Source organism: Bacillus sp. lyk4-R2A-2, from assembly GCF_030209735.1.
In the GTDB taxonomy this organism is placed as follows: Bacteria; Bacillota; Bacilli; order Bacillales; family Bacillaceae; genus Bacillus; species Bacillus pumilus.
On record NZ_JARVRK010000004.1, the window covers coordinates 341,708 to 360,387 of the forward strand.

Annotated in this window: 24 protein-coding genes, 2 riboswitches and 1 other annotated feature; of the genes, 16 read left to right on the forward strand and 8 right to left on the reverse strand. The window is 41.4% G+C overall.

The window, feature by feature from the left end:
- A complete protein-coding gene (locus QRN39_RS04490) occupies positions 1-882 on the reverse strand; it encodes a dimethylarginine dimethylaminohydrolase family protein (protein ID WP_226805087.1) in 882 nt (293 codons plus the stop codon).
- A 179-nt stretch (positions 883-1,061) separates the two neighbouring features.
- On the opposite strand from QRN39_RS04490, the gene QRN39_RS04495 reads away from it, so the two are divergent.
- The 5 genes from QRN39_RS04495 to QRN39_RS04515 all read left to right on the forward strand — a co-directional run bounded on the left by QRN39_RS04495 (position 1,062) and on the right by QRN39_RS04515 (position 3,945).
- Positions 1,062-1,583 (forward strand): acyl-CoA thioesterase, encoded by a 522-nt coding sequence (locus tag QRN39_RS04495; protein WP_034619972.1) that lies wholly within the window; start codon positions 1,062-1,064, stop codon positions 1,581-1,583.
- Between the two features lie 114 nt (positions 1,584-1,697).
- Positions 1,698-2,024 (forward strand): PadR family transcriptional regulator, encoded by a 327-nt coding sequence (locus QRN39_RS04500; RefSeq protein WP_012009682.1) that lies wholly within the window; start codon positions 1,698-1,700, stop codon positions 2,022-2,024.
- A gap of 4 nt (positions 2,025-2,028) precedes the next feature.
- Positions 2,029-2,781, forward strand: a complete 753-nt coding sequence (locus tag QRN39_RS04505) for an HAAS domain-containing protein (RefSeq protein ID WP_284906269.1) — start codon at positions 2,029-2,031, stop codon at positions 2,779-2,781.
- Between the two features lie 112 nt (positions 2,782-2,893).
- Complete coding sequence (locus QRN39_RS04510; protein WP_284906270.1) at positions 2,894-3,382, forward strand: small multi-drug export protein; 489 nt, start codon at positions 2,894-2,896, stop codon at positions 3,380-3,382.
- Between the two features lie 17 nt (positions 3,383-3,399).
- Positions 3,400-3,945 carry a GNAT family N-acetyltransferase gene (locus QRN39_RS04515; RefSeq protein WP_137054731.1) on the forward strand — a complete coding sequence of 182 codons (546 nt, stop codon included), beginning with the start codon at positions 3,400-3,402 and terminating at the stop codon, positions 3,943-3,945.
- A 17-nt stretch (positions 3,946-3,962) separates the two neighbouring features.
- Here QRN39_RS04515 and QRN39_RS04520 read toward each other — a convergent pair whose 3' ends face one another.
- Both QRN39_RS04520 and QRN39_RS04525 read right to left on the reverse strand, forming a co-directional pair.
- Positions 3,963-5,006 carry a bifunctional transcriptional activator/DNA repair enzyme AdaA gene (locus QRN39_RS04520; RefSeq protein WP_113386954.1) on the reverse strand — a complete coding sequence of 348 codons (1,044 nt, stop codon included), beginning with the start codon at positions 5,004-5,006 and terminating at the stop codon, positions 3,963-3,965.
- Positions 5,007-5,180: 174 nt separating this feature from the next.
- On the reverse strand, positions 5,181-5,315 hold the full coding sequence (locus QRN39_RS04525) for a YrzI family small protein (protein ID WP_003212325.1): 135 nt from the start codon (positions 5,313-5,315) through the stop codon (positions 5,181-5,183).
- A 220-nt stretch (positions 5,316-5,535) separates the two neighbouring features.
- Positions 5,536-5,643, forward strand: a riboswitch (guanidine-I (ykkC/yxkD leader).
- Positions 5,644-5,709: 66 nt separating this feature from the next.
- On the opposite strand from QRN39_RS04525, the gene QRN39_RS04530 reads away from it, so the two are divergent.
- Both QRN39_RS04530 and QRN39_RS04535 read left to right on the forward strand, forming a co-directional pair.
- The gene (locus tag QRN39_RS04530) at positions 5,710-6,039 is read left to right on the forward strand and encodes a DMT family transporter (RefSeq protein WP_003211810.1); all 330 of its coding nucleotides are present in this window, start codon (positions 5,710-5,712) and stop codon (positions 6,037-6,039) included.
- On the forward strand, positions 6,036-6,350 hold the full coding sequence (locus QRN39_RS04535; protein WP_003212530.1) for a DMT family transporter: 315 nt from the start codon (positions 6,036-6,038) through the stop codon (positions 6,348-6,350). Before QRN39_RS04530 ends, QRN39_RS04535 begins: the two co-directional genes overlap by 4 nt.
- A 32-nt stretch (positions 6,351-6,382) precedes the next feature.
- Here QRN39_RS04535 and QRN39_RS04540 read toward each other — a convergent pair whose 3' ends face one another.
- Positions 6,383-6,568, reverse strand: coding sequence for a hypothetical protein (locus QRN39_RS04540; protein WP_050945194.1), 186 nt, complete (start codon positions 6,566-6,568; stop codon positions 6,383-6,385).
- Positions 6,569-6,730: 162 nt separating this feature from the next.
- Here QRN39_RS04540 and purU point away from each other — a divergent pair, with 162 nt between their 5' ends.
- From purU to QRN39_RS04570, 6 genes are all read left to right on the forward strand, one after another.
- Positions 6,731-7,633 (forward strand): formyltetrahydrofolate deformylase, encoded by a 903-nt coding sequence (gene purU / locus QRN39_RS04545; protein ID WP_003212058.1) that lies wholly within the window; start codon positions 6,731-6,733, stop codon positions 7,631-7,633.
- Between the two features lie 43 nt (positions 7,634-7,676).
- Positions 7,677-7,895, forward strand: a binding site (T-box leader).
- Positions 7,896-7,950: 55 nt separating this feature from the next.
- A complete protein-coding gene (gene proB / locus QRN39_RS04550) occupies positions 7,951-9,048 on the forward strand; it encodes a glutamate 5-kinase (RefSeq protein ID WP_106029829.1) in 1,098 nt (365 codons plus the stop codon).
- 12 nt (positions 9,049-9,060) lie between these two features.
- Positions 9,061-10,308 carry a glutamate-5-semialdehyde dehydrogenase gene (locus tag QRN39_RS04555; RefSeq protein WP_284906271.1) on the forward strand — a complete coding sequence of 416 codons (1,248 nt, stop codon included), beginning with the start codon at positions 9,061-9,063 and terminating at the stop codon, positions 10,306-10,308.
- A gap of 125 nt (positions 10,309-10,433) precedes the next feature.
- Positions 10,434-11,570 carry a Rap family tetratricopeptide repeat protein gene (locus tag QRN39_RS04560; protein WP_284906272.1) on the forward strand — a complete coding sequence of 379 codons (1,137 nt, stop codon included), beginning with the start codon at positions 10,434-10,436 and terminating at the stop codon, positions 11,568-11,570.
- Positions 11,560-11,694 carry a hypothetical protein gene (locus QRN39_RS04565; protein ID WP_003211284.1) on the forward strand — a complete coding sequence of 45 codons (135 nt, stop codon included), beginning with the start codon at positions 11,560-11,562 and terminating at the stop codon, positions 11,692-11,694. Before QRN39_RS04560 ends, QRN39_RS04565 begins: the two co-directional genes overlap by 11 nt.
- Positions 11,695-11,845: 151 nt before the next feature.
- Positions 11,846-12,274: an organic hydroperoxide resistance protein gene (locus QRN39_RS04570; protein ID WP_044138892.1), complete on the forward strand. Its 429-nt coding sequence runs from the start codon at positions 11,846-11,848 to the stop codon at positions 12,272-12,274.
- A gap of 32 nt (positions 12,275-12,306) precedes the next feature.
- On the opposite strand, the gene QRN39_RS04575 is transcribed toward QRN39_RS04570, so the two are convergent.
- Positions 12,307-12,753, reverse strand: a complete 447-nt coding sequence (locus QRN39_RS04575; protein ID WP_003212097.1) for a MarR family winged helix-turn-helix transcriptional regulator — start codon at positions 12,751-12,753, stop codon at positions 12,307-12,309.
- A gap of 162 nt (positions 12,754-12,915) precedes the next feature.
- On the opposite strand from QRN39_RS04575, the gene ohrB reads away from it, so the two are divergent.
- On the forward strand, positions 12,916-13,332 hold the full coding sequence (gene ohrB / locus QRN39_RS04580) for an organic hydroperoxide resistance protein OhrB (protein WP_284906273.1): 417 nt from the start codon (positions 12,916-12,918) through the stop codon (positions 13,330-13,332).
- 61 nt (positions 13,333-13,393) lie between these two features.
- Here the strand turns inward: ohrB and guaD are convergent, their stop codons facing one another.
- From guaD to QRN39_RS04595, 3 genes are all read right to left on the reverse strand, one after another.
- Entirely contained in the window at positions 13,394-13,864 is a 471-nt protein-coding gene (gene guaD, locus QRN39_RS04585) for a guanine deaminase (protein ID WP_003212370.1), read from the reverse strand.
- A gap of 138 nt (positions 13,865-14,002) precedes the next feature.
- Positions 14,003-16,291: a 5-methyltetrahydropteroyltriglutamate--homocysteine S-methyltransferase gene (metE, locus tag QRN39_RS04590; protein ID WP_284906274.1), complete on the reverse strand. Its 2,289-nt coding sequence runs from the start codon at positions 16,289-16,291 to the stop codon at positions 14,003-14,005.
- Positions 16,292-16,445: 154 nt separating this feature from the next.
- Positions 16,446-16,637, reverse strand: a riboswitch (cobalamin riboswitch).
- Between the two features lie 112 nt (positions 16,638-16,749).
- Positions 16,750-17,709, reverse strand: a complete 960-nt coding sequence (locus QRN39_RS04595; RefSeq protein WP_003210884.1) for a S8 family peptidase — start codon at positions 17,707-17,709, stop codon at positions 16,750-16,752.
- 457 nt (positions 17,710-18,166) lie between these two features.
- Here QRN39_RS04595 and QRN39_RS04600 point away from each other — a divergent pair, with 457 nt between their 5' ends.
- Positions 18,167-18,469 (forward strand): hypothetical protein, encoded by a 303-nt coding sequence (locus QRN39_RS04600; RefSeq protein ID WP_050945188.1) that lies wholly within the window; start codon positions 18,167-18,169, stop codon positions 18,467-18,469.
- Entirely contained in the window at positions 18,470-18,673 is a 204-nt protein-coding gene (locus tag QRN39_RS04605; RefSeq protein WP_050945187.1) for a helix-turn-helix transcriptional regulator, read from the forward strand. It begins immediately after the preceding gene.
- Positions 18,674-18,680: the final 7 nt, after the last annotated feature.

The window sequence follows — 18,680 nt, forward strand, 5'->3', positions numbered from 1 at the left end:
CTACACGCTGGCTTTTTTAGTGAACGTACGCCGAATCGGCAATGTGCAGCATCTAAAAGAGCCGCCAGATTTAATGATTTCTGAAAAATCCACTTCAATGACAGTGTAGCCGTGAGCGGTTAATGCAGCATTTGTTTCTTGATTGATGGGCAAACTGATCACTTTTTTCTGTCCAATGGATAAAACGTTTGGGCCGAGTGTGAATTGCTCTTGTTCGCTTATTTCAATTAGATGATAATGCATGTTGAGCAGGTGAAGATCCTCTTTTTTGAACGCTTCTGGATAAATCAATATCTCATCATGAGAGAGAATATTCATCACACAATCGAGATGCAAAATGTGAGCAGGAAGATGAATGGGAATGATGTCATGATCCGGCAGTTCTTTTTTAAGCTCATGAATAGCGGCTGGATTTGTTCTTTTGCTCGTTCCGACAAATACGCGTCTTTGATCCACAAGCACATCGCCGCCTTCAATCGTTCCATTTGTCAGGGTAACAGTCTTCAACCCATTTCCCTGTGCCCACTCTTTTAACAATTGTTCTTCTCCTTGCCTAACTGGAGCGGCCATGCTTGAAACAAAGAGTGTATGTCCAATCGTAAACCCAATATCCCGGGTAAACACTTGTTCAGGAAAGCGGTCATTTGCAGGAAGCATAATGGGGCGTACTTGATGGTCTTTTAGGGTTTGGATCAATTGCTTATGCTGAGTAATGGCTTTCATTTGAGAAATATTTTCTCTTGCAAAATGTTTTTGGGTTTCGTTGATGATCTGTTTGATTTCCATATAGATGGGACTGCATAAAAGGACTTCTTGTAAATCGTCATATTCACTCATGCATTGCGGCATTTTGTGTATTTGTTCTGCTCTCATAGAATCCATCAAATGGCCTCCTTGTTTGTTCATAGTTCTATTATTCCTCGTTCTAGTCATAGTTGAAACATTTCCGAAAGAAAATCTCTCACAGGAGACTAAAGCAAAATGTTTAGACAAACCTAAAAGAATAGTGTTTAATAAAAGTCGTTCCGCATTCACGAAAACAGCAAGAAGGAGCTATGATGATGAGTGAAGAAAATTTTAAATACTGCAAGGAATCAAAAGTTGTCAAAACCAGCAGGGTATTCCCTCTCGATACGAATAATCACCAAACCTTATTTGGTGGAAAATTAATGAGTTATATAGATGACATTGCCTCCATCTCGGCAGCAAGGCACAGCCGATGTGAAACGGTCACGGCATCAATGGATTCAGTTGATTTTTTAGAGCCGATTGGACAAAAGGAGTCGGTATGTTTAGAGTCCTATGTCACATGGGTGGGTACGTCTTCTATGGAAGTGTTCGTCAAGGTCATCAAAGAAAACTTGATGTCTGGAGAGCGCAGACTCGCAGCGACTTCATTTCTTACCTTTGTGTCGTTAGATGACAATGGGAAGCCTAAGAAAGTCCCACAAGTCATGCCGGAAACAGAGGAAGAAATCATGCTGCATCAAACCGCAAAACAGCGGGCTGAAGAAAGAAAAAGCCGCCGAAAGCATAGCAAGGCACTGGCTGACGCACTTGGGACAGATAAACCATGGGCGTAAAAATCACCCTTTAAGCGGTGATTTTTTTCTAGAACGGTATCTTGCATGGCAAGATAGTGTGTGGTAAGATGATGCTATCTTGTGATGCAAGGTACTGGAATCGGAGGAACAAAGATGACAACATCCACACAAATGCTAAAAGGAATTTTAGAAGGCTGCCTGCTGTCGATTATTTCAGAGGGTGAGATTTATGGATATGAAATGACGAAGAAGCTCGCTCATTATGGATTTGATCAAATTAGTGAAGGCAGTATCTACCCGATTCTGCTGCGTATGCAAAAGGAACAGCTTGTGACCACTGTCACAAAAGCATCAGCAAGCGGGCCGAAAAGGAAATATTATACGCTCACACAAGCTGGAGAACAAGCGCTCACAGAGTTTATTACCCGCTGGAGTGAGCTTTCAAAAAATGTGAACTGTTTACTACAAAAAGGGAAGTGAGATTATGGTATCAAAAGAAACAAGACACATCCTACTAGAGCTGAAACTCTATCTCATATCAAAGGGGAAAAATCAGGACGAAATTGATGAGCTAATGGATGAGCTAACGACACATGCGGTTGAGGCTGAAAAAGACGGCAAAACAGGGGAGGCTGTGTTTGGCGGAGATCCGAGGGGCTATGCTGATGAACTCGCAAAAGAGCTGTCAGGAAACCATAAAGACTGGGTTCCTTTCGTCAGTGCCTTCTTAATTGGTTCACTCTTTTATATGATTTTATCAGATGCGATCAGTCAAAGCTTATCCTATTCTTGGTATGCGTTAATTGGCTATCCGCTCGTTTTAGTAGCCAATGTCATCATGATTATTGTGATGTTTAGAGCGTCTGCCTTTCAGACAGGCGGCCGGGAATTTCTTTATTTTTGGATCTTAGGAATCTTTCAACTGACTTCAATGGTCACAATCAAACTATTGGATCAAAAGCTCGGCACACCATTACTTGTGCTGACCTCAGGTCAAAGATGGGGCGTCATCCTGCTTATGCTGTTATGTATCATTGTCTTTAATGCAATCTTAAAGGCGAATGTCGTTTCATTGATACCGGTTATCTTCTTCGGACCGCAGCTCATATTCGAATGGCTTGGCTGGACATCACCAAGCGTGCTTCTCATGCAAAGTCTACTATCGGTTGTGATCGTAATAGGGCTTATGCTCATGGCCTTACGCCGAGCGAACAAGAAAAATGAAAACACGATGTAAAAAATAGAGTACATCCATCCGGTGTGCTTTTCTTTTTCTAAAAAAATGTAGAAATGGTAGCGTATTTTTCATTACAATGGGAAGAGGACAAAAATGAAAAGGGGTTCTATGCTTGGATATTTTATGGGGATATGTACTTGTTTTTGTATTGGCTGCTTTGCCTTTTTTTGAAGTGGTTGGTGTTGTTCCACTGGCCATCTTAGGTGGACTGCATCCTGTGACAACGGCTGTAATCGGATTCATCGGCAACTTTCTCACAGTCTTGCTCCTCATTGTTTTCGTAGACCGCTTCAAAGCATGGCGGTTGAGAAGAAAAGAGGACAAAAGTGATGAAAAAGGAGAAAAAAAGCAACTGCGAGCCAGAAAAATTTGGGAACGATATGGTCTCCCGGGATTAGCGCTTATTGGTCCTTTTATCATCGGCAGTCATCTAGCGGCATTTATGTGCATGAGCTTCGGGACGAAGAGAAAGCAAGTTGCGGTGTGGATGACAGTCAGTTTAATGATGTGGACGGCGCTGGCAGCTAGTTTAACCGGTGCGGGAATCCATTACTTTGTCCCAGATTCAAATGGATTGTTCGGTGATATTTTTAATCAGTAAGTGAGGGGGGATCATAAATGAAACTTCAAACACGCACAGTGCTTGAAACAGAGCGCCTTAGACTGAGAACGATGAATGAACATGATGCATCATTTTTATATGACATGTTGTTCCAAGATGAAGAAGTAATGAAGTATTATCCTTCTTTGAAGGATGAGCAGCAGACGAAAGAGTGGATTGCATGGAATCAAAAGAATGACCGTATGTATCATACTTCTCTCTGGATCATTGAAGACAAAGAAACGAATGAACCACTTGGACAAAGCGGGATTGTTCTGCAAAACATTGAAGGACAAACAGAACTTGAAATCGGCTACATGCTAAAAAAAGCAGCGTGGGGAAATGGCTATGCTGCTGAAGCCGCAAAAGGCTGTCTCACCTATGGTTTTGAAGAAATGAAGGTCAGACGAATGGTGAGCTTAATCCGCCCAGACAATGAAGCATCGGTAAAGGTCGCTTTAAAAATGGGCATGAAAAAAGAAAAAACCATTTCAAAATGGGACCAAATCATTGATGTATACAGCATCACCCGCAACGAAGAAAACGGCTCGCTTACAAAATAAGCAGAGCCGTTTTTATTTTATATCCGCTGTTCTAGCTGAAGTAAATATTTCTTACGTTCAACCCCGCCGCCGTAGCCGCCAAGCTCACCACTTGTTTGAATGACGCGGTGGCATGGAATGATGATCGCCAATTGATTGGCACCATTTGCATTCCCTACCGCCCGGACCAAATGCGGATCGCCCAGCATCACAGCAAGATCTCGATATGAACTTGTTTCGCCTGATGGAATGCGTGTGAGCAGGTCCCACACCTTCATTTGAAAAGGGGTGCCATGCATGGAAAGTGGTACGGTAAACTGCGTCAGTTTTTTCTCGAAATATAAGGTCAATTCCTTTACCAATTGTTGGTGGACGTTTGTTTCCCCAACTAAAATACGCGCATGATGCTTTTTTCTCATGTTCTCAATTTCCTTTTCTAGTCCCCGCCTGTCCATAAATTCCAGTAAATACACATGCGCGGCATCTGTCACGCTGATCATCCGTCCAATCGGTGTGGAAATAAAATTAGCGTGGAGAATCTTGGTTTGCGTCTTTTTAGGGGGATTTCCCATGATTTTGGTAAAGGCATCATTGAAGGCACTCGAAGAATCATAGCCCAAGGCGACCTGCTGATCAATCACTTTTTTTCCATTCATAATTTCTTTAAAGGCAAGCCCCATTCGGCGTGATCTCGCATATTGAACAAAGGTCATGCCGTAGATTTCTTTGAATTTCCGCCGGGCCGTTGCAGAGTGAATCCCTAACTCGCGAAAGTCCTCTTCTTTCCAGCGTTTTTCAGGATGTGTTTCAACTGCTGAAACGAGTGTTTTGACTTCTTCTGGAATGCTGTTTGGATAGGTTAATGGAGTGCAGCGCTTGCACGGACGATACCCTGCTAGCAGTGCTTCCTCTGCTGTAAAGAAAAACTCACAGTTCTCATATTTTGGTTTTCTAGCGGTACATGTGGCATGGCAGAAGATACCGGTCGTCTTAATGCCGGCGAAGAATGTGCCGTCATATTGCGGATTCTTGTCAACCAGTGCTTGATAAAATTCATGTTTCTGTTCGTCGGTTATCATCATACGATCCACCTCTTGGTTTCATTATTTGGGCCGATACAACGGATGATCTGTAAATGCAGCATCCTAAAGTTGAACGTTCATCACATCAATCTGAGTTCATTATACCAGCGATATGATCGTTCCTTTAACGTCTGAGCGTGTCTAACTTGGTCCTTCTTCCATATTTTTTCTGTTTTAGTTCATATACTTTAGTTGTTTCTGTTTCATTTCTTCATAAAATGTTTCAACTTCTTGTTCGTAAAGAACGGTCTCCATGTCCTTGTATTTACGCTTGATCGTCAATGTAATAAAAAATAAATGGATTGTCATATACGTTCATTTCCCTTCGGTTAGCAGCACGCAAATATCCCGCAGATCTTCTTTATCAGTTGATCTGTTTCTAACACTTAGTATACGCCGGTCCGAAATCATTTCTTTCGAAAAATGAACAAGTATATTTGAAGAGGGAGAGCAAACTGGTAGACCGGCATATTGGGGTGTGATAAGATTTTTAATACAGAATCTGCTCTAAGTCAGGTCTGTTTATCATGAATTGGTTTTCTAGGGTTCCGTGCGCTGGCGCAGTCTGGACCGAGAGAAAACACATAGGGTCTTAGAAGAGGCCATATGGACACGGAGGGATAAAAGCCCGGGAGATTTGATCAAACGATCGATTTCCAGGCTTTTTTTGTTGGTTGGAATCGTTCAGAAAGGAGAAGATCAGATGAAATGGGGAAATGTCTTTATTGCGGCCATCTTTGAAGTCGGCTGGGTGATGGGGTTGAAATATGCCCACTCGCTCATAGAATGGGGCGCAACCATCGTTTGTATTATCGTGAGCTTTTATTTACTCCTGAAAGCAACAAGTGTACTCCCAGTTGGCACACTTTATGCCGTTTTTACCGGGCTTGGGACAGCAGGAACCGTCGTCATAGGCATGGTGCTTGGTGAGCCGGTTCAGCTTGTCAAACTGCTTTTGATTGTCATGCTTTTGTGCGGTGTATTAGGACTGAAGCTGACAACAGGTGAAAAGAAGGGAGAGGCTGAATCATGAGCTGGCTTTTACTTATTGGAGCAGGCATCTTAGAAATGTTTTGTGTGACCATGATGAACCAATTCCAAAAAGACAAGCATGTCAAATGGATTTTATTCATTGCGGCTGGCTTTTCGATGTCCTTTCTGATGCTGTCTCTTGCGATGAACACGATTCCGATGGGAACGGCGTATGCCATTTGGACTGGAATCGGAGCTGCTGGAGGCGCCATCGTCGGTATGCTGTTTTACGGAGAATCGAAAGACGCAAAACGTATTTTCTTCATCGCACTGATTTTATCTGCGGCAGTAGGATTGAAAATCATTGAATAAGAAAAGGCTGGCAGATAGATGCCAGCCTTTTGTTACATCGAATGATGATTGGAATCGTTTTCATTTTTGCGGTAAAGCTGGCTCACAAGCAGAAAACACACACCAAATGTGAGAAAAGGAATGAGTCTTTCACCGGCTATAAAAAGGAAAATACCTGTGATTAGACAAATGATGCCGAGCCAAAAGCTCACTTTTCCAAACAAAGTCATACTTTTCATCTCCATCACTCCTTTTATGATAAAAGGTCTATTCACATTATATCACGATAGGTGCAGAATTGAATGAATATTCAATGAAAAATAGGGCTCTACATTGCTTTTTCTCTTTCCAGTCCAGTATAATATTTCATTAGAATGAAAACGTAAATGAGGTCATGATACATGAGAACTTTGATAACAGAGAAACTTGAATTACACAGACAAAAGCATGAGCAAAAAGGAAGATTGCTTGTCAGCTGCCCGGATCAGCCTGGAATTGTATCAGCTGTCTCTTCATTTTTATTTGAGCACGGAGCAAATATCATTGAATCCAGCCAATACACAACAGATCATGAAAGCGGCCGGTTCTTTTTAAGAATTGAATTTGATTGGAAAGACATCTCGGCAAATATGGATCAGCTGAAGCAGCAGTTTGAACCAATTGCAGCATCTTTTCAAATGACGTGGAGCATGTCGCGTGCAAGTGAGCTGAAAAAGCTGGCAATCTTTGTGTCAAAAGAGCTTCATTGTTTACATGAGCTGCTATGGGAATGGCAAAGCGGCAATTTGATGGCTGAAATTGCGGTCGTCATCAGCAATCATGAAACGGCAAAAGATACAGTAGAAGCGCTTGGAATTCCGTTCCATTTTGTGAAGGCGAACAAAGACATTCGCAAAGAAGCGGAAAAACAGCAGCTCACATTATTAGAAGAGTATGATATTGATGCCATTGTGCTTGCTAGATACATGCAAATTTTAACGCCTGGATTTATAGAACAACACCCGAACAAAATCATTAATATTCATCATTCCTTCCTGCCAGCGTTTATCGGTGCGAATCCATATAAGCGTGCATATGAGCGAGGAGTCAAATTAATTGGCGCAACCTCTCATTATGTGACCAATGATTTAGACGAAGGACCGATCATTGAACAGGATATTGAGCGTGTAGATCACAGGGATGATGCGGAAGCTTTAAAAAATATTGGCCGAACAATTGAGCGGAGTGTGCTTGCACGTGCCGTCAAATGGCACCTAGAAGATCGAATTATTGTGCATGAGAATAAAACGATTGTATTTAATTGACCGCTTGACTTTTCCTTAGCAATTGGTGATAATATAAAAAAATTAACGAGCGTTGAAAAGGAATAGTAAGCAGGAACTGATGCGTAAAGAGAGCAAATGACATGCTGAAACATTTGCCGCAGACAGCTGCTGAACCTGCCCTTTGAGCCTTAGAGGAAAAATCTAAGCGCGTGCCTGGCGTTACAGGAGTTGAGTGGAATAAGCTAGAAGTATGCTTATTCAATGAAGGTGGTACCACGGAAAATCCCTTTTCGTCCTTTACATAAGGAGAAAAAGGGATTTTTTTGTGCCTAAAGGTATAGCGGAGGGAATCAATAATGAAAAAGCAAAGGATCGTCATCAAAATTGGCAGCAGTTCATTAACAGAGCAAAAAGGAGCCATTGATGAACAAAAAATGCAGGATCATGTGAAAGCGATAGCAAAGCTGAAAGAGGCTGGGCATGAAATTATTTTAATTTCATCAGGAGCCGTGGCAGCAGGGTTTGGCAGCTTAGGGTATCCATCAAGACCTGTGACCTTAAAGGGAAAACAGGCAGCAGCAGCCGTTGGTCAGGGCTTATTAATGCAGAAATATACAGAACTATTTTCACAGTTTCACATGACACCTGCACAAATGCTTTTAACCCGTAATGACTTTTCAGATCGAACAAGATATCGAAATGCTTATGCAACGATGATGGAGCTGCTAGAAAGAAAAATTTTACCGATCATTAATGAAAATGATTCTGTCTCCATTGAGGAGCTTACCTTTGGTGATAATGACATGCTGTCAGCTCTTGTCAGTGGATTAATTCATGCAGACCAATTGATCATCTTAACAGACATTAACGGTATTTATAATGCAAATCCAAATGAGCATCCTGAGGCGAAGCGTTTTGATGTACTAACACACATTTCAGAAGAATTGTTTTCATATGCGAAGAGCACAGGCTCAAAAGTGGGAACAGGCGGGATGAAATCAAAGCTGTCTGCTGCACAAACGGCACTTTCACTAGGCGTGAAAGTCTTCATTGGTACAGGTACTGGTGAGGATAAGCTGCTTCATATTCTAGCGGGTCAAGGAGACGGAACGTATATCGGAGAACAGGACTTATCAGCTGTTAACAACCGCCGTCAATGGATTCAATTCCATTCACCCGTTTCTGGGAAAATTATGATAGATGCAGGAGCGGAAGCGGCGATTTTGCATCATGGCAGAAGTCTTCTTCCAGCTGGCGTCATTGATGTCGCTGGTGACTTTTCTAAAGGAGAGGTCGTTGAAGTGGTCGGTCCGAATGGACTAGTAGGTAAAGGACAAACCTTGTACGCATCCGATGAGCTTCGCGGTATTAAAGGAATGCGAAGTGATGAGCTTTCAAATGAGAAGCCTGAAGTCATACACAGAGATCACTGGGTACAGCATGTACAAAACTGAGGAGGGAATACGATGAATGAAGTTCTTGAAAAAGCAAAAAAAGCAAGTGTAGCCAAAGATCAGCTGCTCCTAAAAACGACGGAGCAAAAAAATGCAGCTTTACATGCCATCGCAACGGCACTTAAAGCATCTTCCGCTTATTTACTCGACGAGAATAAAAAGGATGTGCAGGCTGCAGAGGAAAAGCAGTTCACGCCTTCTGTTATTGACCGGATTAGACTCACGGAGGAGAGAATTGAAGCCATCGCAGACGCGACCCTTCAACTCATTCACCTAAAAGACCCAATTGGTGAAACATTAGAAACCATTCAAAAAGAAAACGGTCTGTACATCGAAAAGGTGCGTGTGCCTCTTGGAACGGTTGGAATGATTTATGAAGCAAGACCAAACGTGACTGTAGATGCTGCCACCCTTTGTTTGAAAACTGGGAATGCTGTTATTCTTCGCGGGAGCTCCTCTGCCATCCATAGTAATAAAGCGATTGTGAAGGTGATCCATGAAGCGCTTCACACAACGGATATTCCAGTAGACAGTGTGCAATTGATTGAAGATACAGGCCGTGAAACGGCGAAAACGCTGTTCACTTTAAATGAATATCTGGATGTCCTTATTCCGCGCGGCGGGAAAAATTTAATTGATCTTGTTGTGAGAGAGTCTACCGTGCCAGTGCTTGAGACAGGTGCAGGGAACTGTCATATCTACATTGATGAAACAGCGAAAAACGAAATGGCTGAGCAGATTGTGCTGAATGCAAAAACCCAAAGGCCGTCTGTTTGCAACGCGATCGAGAGCATTGTCATTCATGAAACATGGGCAAAAACATATGGCGCTTCGTTATTTGAAGCCCTTCATGCAAATGGGGTAGAGATACGGGGCGATGAAGCTGTATGTGCTCTTGCGCCAAGTGCTTCATTAGCGACCACAGAGGACTATGAAACAGAGTTTTTAGCGCCGATTGTCAGTATTAAAATCGTAGCCAATATAGAAGAAGCGATTCAGCATATACAAACGTATAGCTCCAAGCACTCTGAAGCGATCATTACGGAAAATGATCAAAATGCGTCACTGTTCTTAACAGCTGTCGACGCTGCCGCTGTCTATCATAATGCCTCTACTCGGTTCACAGATGGCTTTGAATTTGGCTACGGAGCAGAAATAGGGATTAGCACACAAAAACTGCATGCAAGAGGACCTATGGGTCTGCCTGCCTTAACCTCTGAAAAGTTTGTCATTCGCGGTCAAGGACAAATAAGAGAATAACGAATTCAAAAGAGAGTCTTGTGACAAAAGGACTCTCTTTTTCCTTTCATTTTTGTATTTCTTCGGTCAAGTATGATAAAATATGGTAATGTTTTATATTTTGAGAAGATTGGAGAAGGCAACGTATGGCGAAAATCATTCCCTCTTCGGATATTGGAGTGAAAATCAACAAGTGGTATGAATTAATCCGCAGATTTGATTCAGAACAAGCAGAACAACTAAAGCAGGAAATTCGCACCTCTCTTGATTCAATGGAAGAAGATCAGAATTTGCTTCTCTATTTTTCTTTAATGGAATTCAGACATGAGGTCATGCTCGATTATTTAAAGCCATTAAAGGAAGGAAAGCTTCGCGCCAACTTTTCCGAGCTTTCGAAAGAAATAGATGAGCATCAAACACATGTCACAGGCATGCTTGAATACTACTATCATTTTTTCAGAGGCATGTATGAATTTGGCCGTAGGCAGTATATTGCTGCCATCTCGTCTTATCAAAAGGCAGAGCACAAGCTTTCTTTTGTGTCAGATGATATTGAACGTGCGGAATTTCATTTTAAAATGTCAGAAATATATTATCACATGAAACAAACACATATCTCGATGCATCATGCCAAACTGGCGCGAGATGTCTATATTCAGCATGAGCTATATGCGCTTCGCACGATCCAATGCGAATTTATTGTGGCAGGTAATTATGATGATATGAGAAGACATGAAAAGGCATTACCACATCTCGAGAGAGCGCTTGCGAGATCAAGAGACTTTCAAAATGTGCGTTTTATTGCTTCCTCTTTGTTTAATATGGGCAACAGTTATTACCGAATGGGCAATCTTGACCGCGCACTCGAACTAATGAAAGAATCCATCTCGTTATTTGACCAAAATCAATCCGATCACCTTCGTCGATCCATAGACCCTCTTTATACAGCCGCTCAGATATTATACAAACAAGGTAAACACGAAGAAGCCTTACACTACAGAAAAGAATGTATGAAGCGAGCAGAAGCACTTCAAGATGACATTCATATTCAAAAGACGATATTTTTAGAAGCATTGTATTTAAAGCAAGATGCGGAGCATATTAAACAAATTTTTCATTTTTTAGAGTCTGCCTATGCATATCCAGATATAGAGGAGCTGGCATTAGATACCGCAAAGTATTATAATGAAATGGAAGATTATGAAAAATCTTCCATGTTCTACGGAGAAGCGGAACATGCTCGAATCTATATTCAGAGAGGGGATTGTTTATATGAATTTTAAAAAATGGGCAGTCGTCTGTACAAGCATCACCATCCTGGCGTTATGGCTGGCAGCAGCAAATGCCGACCCGGATAACAGAAACCATACGCTACAACAACCAAATGCGCAGCATGACATCATCTAAAAGCCCTTATTAAGGGCTTTTTTTACTGTGTACATAAAATAGAGGAGAAAGGAAATCTTAAAAAAAGAGTGTGTATTCGTTGACTCTTGAATTTTAATTGTGTACAATTCAATTGTAGAAAATATTATTGGAGAGAAAGAGGGTTATATACATGTCAGAAGTTTTATTTACTGCAACGGTATCAGCTGTAGGAGGAAGAGAAGGAAAGGTTGTTTCAACTGATGGTGTGCTTGAGCATGATGTAGCAATGCCTGGAACACCAAGAGCGAAAAAAATTGAAAAAGCAACAAATCCAGAGCAATTATTTGCAGCAGGCTATTCTGCATGTTTTGATTCAGCCCTTCAAATGGTCGCAAGACAAGAGCGTATCCGTTTTGAAAGTGAAGTAACAGCACATGTGAGCTTAGTGAAAGACAGTTCAGATGGCGGCTTCAAACTAGGCGTTAAGCTAGAAGTAAAAGGAACTGGAATCGAGCAATCAGCATTAGATGAGCTTGTTCATAAAGCACACGGCGTATGCCCATATTCAAAAGCAACTCAAGGAAATATTGAAGTAGAATTAGTAGCTGTCGCACAATAATTAATATCATAAAAGGCTGAGGGAATGTTCCCTCAGCCTTTTGATTGTGTTAATTTTTGCAAAAGCTCATGCAAAGAGGCGCGCAGCGTTTTTAACTCTTCTTCCGATCTGCCTGTCCCAGACAGCATCTGAAATGGAATTGCAGTAGCCTTCTCTTTTAGTTGCTCGCCATATTCCGTTAAACGAATTTGCACAGAACGTTCATCCTCTTTCGAGCGCTCGCGGATGATGAGTCCGTTTTGCTCCATCCGTTTCAGCATAGGTGTGAGTGTACCGGAGTCTAAATATAAAAGCTCTCCCATCGTTTTCACATTTAATGTCCCATGCTCCCACAATAAAAGCAGTGCCAAATATTGCGGATACGTAATGTCTAACTCTTCTAATAACGGTTTATACTGCTTCGTCATCTCTCTTGAACTTGCATATAACAAGAAACAAAGCTGATTTTCCAGCTTCATATGCTCGAATTCATTTGTCATGTCAGTCACCAACTATTTTTTGTCATACTTATCATTGTATAAGATTTTCTTCTTTTTTAAAATAAATACAGCCCAAAAACGAAAAAATTCTTTAATGTGCGATAAATGTTTGAGAAATGGATAGAACGTGAAAGGAATAAATAGATAAAGGAGGAGATGAAGATGAAACCATTATTCACAGCAAAAGTAAAGGCACAACATGGAAGAGCTGGACATGTTCGTTCAGAAGATGGTGTGCTCGATCATAACATTGTCATGCCTAATGCAAAGAAAGACGGAGAAACTGGTACGAATCCAGAGCAATTATTTGCAGCGGGCTATGCAGCTTGTTTCGGAGGGGCACTTGAACAAGTAGCGAAAAAGCAAGGGGGCAACATTGAATCAGAAGTCGAGGGACATGTCAGTCTTTTAAAAGATGAAAGTGATGGCGGATTTAAGCTTGGTGTCAAGCTGATTGTATCTGCAAAAGGCCTTGACCATGACAAGGTGAAAGAGCTTGTTGAGGCTGCGCATGAATTCTGTCCATATTCAAAAGCAACAAGAGGGAACATCGAAGTAGAGCTTGAAGTGGCTGAATAAAAAAGGTCCTCTATCACGCTGAAAAAAAGAAACACCTGCTGATGAGCGCAGGTGTCTTTTTTTAATATTCTTTCTTTTGTTCGTATGTTTCCCATGCTTCAAATGGTGCAAGGGTTTTTTGAAGTGTCAGCTGATAAAATGGAATATTTCTTGATTCGTAATCTTTATTGATTTCTTCATAAATAAACGAGTCATCAAAACCGGAAACTGCTGCATCCTGATGTCCAGCAGCAAAATAGACCGCTTTTGGTCTAGCCCAGTAAATAGCACCAAGACACATCGGACAAGGCTCACAGCTTGTATATAAAATACAATCTTCTAATTGGTATGTATTCAGCGTTTGGCACGCCTTTCGAATGGCTGTGACTTCAGCATGTGCGGTTGGATCATTTGTTGTTGTCACATTGTTGCTTCCCTCGGCAATAATCTGTCCATCCTTGACAATGACTGCTCCAAAAGGGCCGCCAGTACCACTATTGACTCCTTCTACTGCAAGATCAATTGCGCGTTGTAAAAAATCTTCGTGATTCATTGTCTTCCTCCCTTTGTTCGACTGACTTCTCTAGTATAAACGAATCATGCTAGAAAAGGAAACCTCCTAGTAGATGGTCAAGCAGGACAATTTGCACATAAAAATCCCCCGCCATGATAGCAGGGGAGAGGAAATCAATTATGCATGCTGCGACAGCTTTTTACGAGCGACTTCAGCCGCCGTCACCATGTTTTTCAAAGCAGCAATGGTTTCAGGCTCTTGTCTCGTTTTTAGTCCACAGTCAGGATTCACCCAGAAGCGATCTGTCGGGCATACGTTCAGCGCATCATCAATGATTTGACTCATTTCTTCGACAGATGGAACGCGCGGGCTATGGATGTCATATACACCAAGTCCGAGGCCTTTCAAATACGGATGCTTCTCTAGGTAATCGAGGAATCCGCCATGACTGCGTGAATGTTCAATTGTGATCACGTCGGCATCAAGGTCTTCGATCGTATCGACAATATCCTCGAAGTTACTGTAGCACATATGTGTATGAATTTGCGTTTCATTTTGAACAGATGATGTTGATAGACGGAACGACTCTGCTGCCCAGTTTAAATAGTCTGCCCAATCACTTTCTTTGAGCGGAAGACCTTCTCTTAGCGCAGGTTCATCCACTTGAATAACTTGAATCCCTGCTTCCTCTAACGATTCTACCTCTTTACGTAATGCGAAAGCAATCTGGAAGGCAATGTCTTTTCGGGTGATATCTGTTCTTGGGAAAGACCAGTTTAAGATGGTGACAGGACCTGTCAGCATTCCTTTGACCTTTTTCTCCGTTAAGCTTTGTGCATAAACCGTTTCTTTCACGGTCATTGGCGCTGTAAACTCGACATCTCCATAAATGATTGGCGGCTTCACGCAGCGTGAGCCGTAGGATTGTACCCAAGCAAATTTCGTAAAGGCAAATCCGGCTAGCTTTTCACCAAAGTATTCAACCATGTCTGTACGTTCGAATTCTCCATGTACGAGAACGTCCAGACCGATTTCCTCCTGAATATCAATCCATCTTTTTGTTTCTTTCTTAATAAATTCATCATATTCCGCATCTGTCCATTCATTTTTACGCCATTTTTGACGAGCACTTCGCACTTCAGCAGACTGCGGGAAGCTGCCAATGGTTGTTGTTGGCAAGAGTGGCAGTTCAAGAGATTCGTTTTGGATACGAAGGCGCTCTTCAAAGGCAACTGGACGCTTAAAGTCTTTCGATGAAAGATTGTTGCGTTCTGCTGTGAAATCCGCATTGGTTCCTTTTGCAAATTCTTTTAAAGTAAGAAGTGCTTGCTTGGCTTCATTGATGGCGGCTTCAATCGCCGCAGCTCCTTTTGTTAAGCCCTCTTTTAATGTTGTTAATTCAGCCAGCTTTTCAGTAGCATAAGAAAGTCCGTTTAATAGTTTTTCTTCAAGCTGTTCGCTTGGGTGTTTTGCAACTGGTACATGCAGCAAACTGCTTGATGGCTGCAGCCATACTTCCTTCGGCTGAGCGTCAGCAATGACCTCAGAAACGAATGACAATCTTTCACCAAGATCTGATCTCCAAATATTTCTTCCATCAATGACGCCTGCTGCTAAAATTTTATCTTTCGGGAAGCCGTGCTTTTTCACTTGATCAAGATTGCGTCCTTGATCATGGACAAAATCAAGACCGATGGCTTCAACAGGATATGTGACAAGCTCTTCATACGCATCTACTGAATCAAAGTAGGTTTGAAGAAGAATATTTAAGGCAGGTACGGCTTCTTTGATCGTTTGATAGATTTCTTTGACGGCTTTCACGTCTTCATATGAAGCTGTGACAAGTGCTGGCTCATCAATTTGTACCCATTTGACGCCAGCTTCTTCAAGTTCTTTTAAAACTTGAGTATAAAGCGGGACGAGACGCTGCTGAATCTCTTTTACTTCATTTTGTTCATAGCCTTTAGAAAGTGAGACAAATGTATAAAGACCAAGTACGACAGGTTTTGTTTCAACACCAAACGCCTTTTTCACCTTTTCGTAAGCTTCAAGCGGTTTGTTATGTGTGAGTTTGAATTCGGTGGTTTTTTCGTATTCTGGAACGATGTAGTGATAGTTTGTATTAAACCATTTTGTCATTTCACTTGAGACAGCATCTTTTGTTCCTCTTGCCATCGCGAAGTATGTATCTAGCGGGTCTTTTAAGCTGCGGAAGCGCTCTGGAATCCAATTGAACATGACAGCAGTATCGAGCACGTGATCGTAGAAGGTAAAATCTCCAGAAGGAACAACATCAATTTGTTGATCAATTTGCGTTTTAATGGCAGTTAAAAATTGTTCATCCAGTGTGCTTAAGAGGGTTTCACGGTCAGTTTGACCTTTCCAATAAGACTCAAGTGCTTTTTTCCATTCTCTGTTTAAACCAATTCTCGGAAAACCTAGATTACTTGTTTTAACAATTGTCAATTCCAATTCCTCCTCTAAATATAAAAAGACATTTACACTCATGGTGAAGATTGATGAGGGCAAATGTCTGGTTTAAAAAGACAAAATGTGTGTGCGAAATAAGGCGTGAGCAGAACTGACGCTTTTTCCCGACATCTCCTATCAACCGTAGGGGGTTTGATGTGATAGAGCGGCTGGTATCCTGGCTGGTGAATCTGCAAGCTTTTCATCCTTCCCGTCCTTATGACAGTGGATTCATAAGAAAAGCTCTCCTCACTCACAGTGGCGGGACCGCGCCGGATTTTCACCGGTCTTCCCAATTAAAATTCGACGTATGATCGAATTACCGACTCTCAAACTATGAATTTATTGTGTTCGATTATATAACGTCCATTTCATTTCGTCAAAGTAAATTTTGAATAATTTTAATTAAAAAAATCCTGAGAAAATTCTATCTATTCTCAGGACCTCTATTCAAGCTATAGAGATAAAAGATCTGCTTCCAATGTTTTTTCTAAAAGGACATCAGGCGCAGTTAAATATAAAAATCCATTTCCGACGAGGGCTTTAGATTGCTTCAGTGGAAGGGTTCTTCTGACAAGCTGAGCATAGACCTCAGGCTCTGTCAGCTTACGCTGGAACGCTTCTTCTTCGGCATTTTTAATAATGGCTAGTGCACCGCTCACGTGAGGGGCAGCCATTGAGGTGCCTGTGAGTCTGCCATATTTATGGTTAGGAAGAGTGGATAAAATGTCTTCTCCTGGAGCGACGAGGTCGATTTCTTTATTGGCGTTGGAGAATTCAGAGGATTCTCTTGCAAGGGAGACAGAGCCGACGGCAATGACTTCATTGTATGCTGCTGGGTAGGAGAATTCTTCTGTACGCTCGTCCCCGTCCCCTTCATTTCCTGCTGCGCACACAACAAGTACACCGCTTTTCACCGCATTTTGAATGGCTTCCTGCAAGGCGGGCTCATTGCTTGGACCACCGAGAGACATAGAGATAATATCCACCTTCTGCTCAGCGGCATAGTTGATGCCATTAATGATCCATTCGTATTTCCCGCTGCCATTTTCACCGCCAAGAACTTTCACGATCAGCAGCTTGGCTTCAGGGGCAACCCCTAGAATTCCGCCATTTTGATCTGTTGCTGCAATCGTTCCTGCTACATGGGTACCATGCCCGTTGTAGTCTTTTACATTTTCAGCATCTCCATTGTCATCATCGGTAAAGTTCTTGCCTCCGATAATCTGATCTTTTAAGTCGGGATGCTCTGTGTCACAGCCTGTATCAAGGACAGCAATGGTTATGCCTTTTCCTTTGAAGCCACTTGACCAAAGTTCGGGTGCTTTAATCTCCTGAATACTTTCCGGCGTCTCTTTCGCTTCCATCACATTGGCTTTTACTTCATACGGAATTAAGCGAATTTCACCTTTCATAAGAAAGCCCTCCTTATTTTGTTTTCAAAGTAGATTCAGGCTGCGTAATGTTATTGTATAAAAGAAACTTTTGATCGGAAAGGGTCAATTGTAATAATTTTTCAAATAATCAATCTATTATCAAAAGTGCAGTTCTCCTCACATCTTGACGAAAGAACTCAGCTTTTGAGGAAAACTCTTGATATCATATGAAAAAGAAGGAAATGCTGCATAGTGAGCTTGCACCTGTATAGATGAAAATGGGTGAAAAGGACTAAAAGAGGCAAACTACATAACAATGAAATCAGGAGATGATAAATAGAAGGGAAGGAAGAGCACAAGCGAGGGGCGAATGATTGTTTTTTTATGATAACGTTATATAAAATAAAATGTAAAAAGTATTTGACATTTATCGGAATGATGCTATGATTTTAAATGTAAAGAGTTTTTTACATTTTGATGGAGAGGGGACGAATAAATGGATGTTGTAAAAATTGTGTATTCAGTTATATTATTACTGATCGGACTGTTCATCTTTATTGCACCAATGATTCAAAAAGGTGATGAGAGAAAGAAATTTATCTACTCGAAAGCTCAATCCTATGCTTTTATGGTGGTAATCGGTATACTGGTATTAGAAGTCGCACAGGCCATATTTTATATGATTCAAGAAAAAAATTCTTATAAAGGTTTTGGAGTTTCCCCTATCATGTTTTTGACTCTGATCTCAATCATATATTTGTTTTCATTAATCATTTACAGAAAAAAATATGGTGATTAAATGCAAAATCATATTAGAGAACTCAGAAAATCTTTTAAATTATCCCAAGAAGAACTGGCTAAACGTTGTAAGGTCTCAAGACAAACCATAAATGCCATTGAAAATGATAAATATGATCCTACTTTACAATTAGCCTTTGACATTGCAACTGTTCTGGATACCACAGTAGACGAGCTTTTTGACAATAATCCTAAAACGAAATAAATAAAAA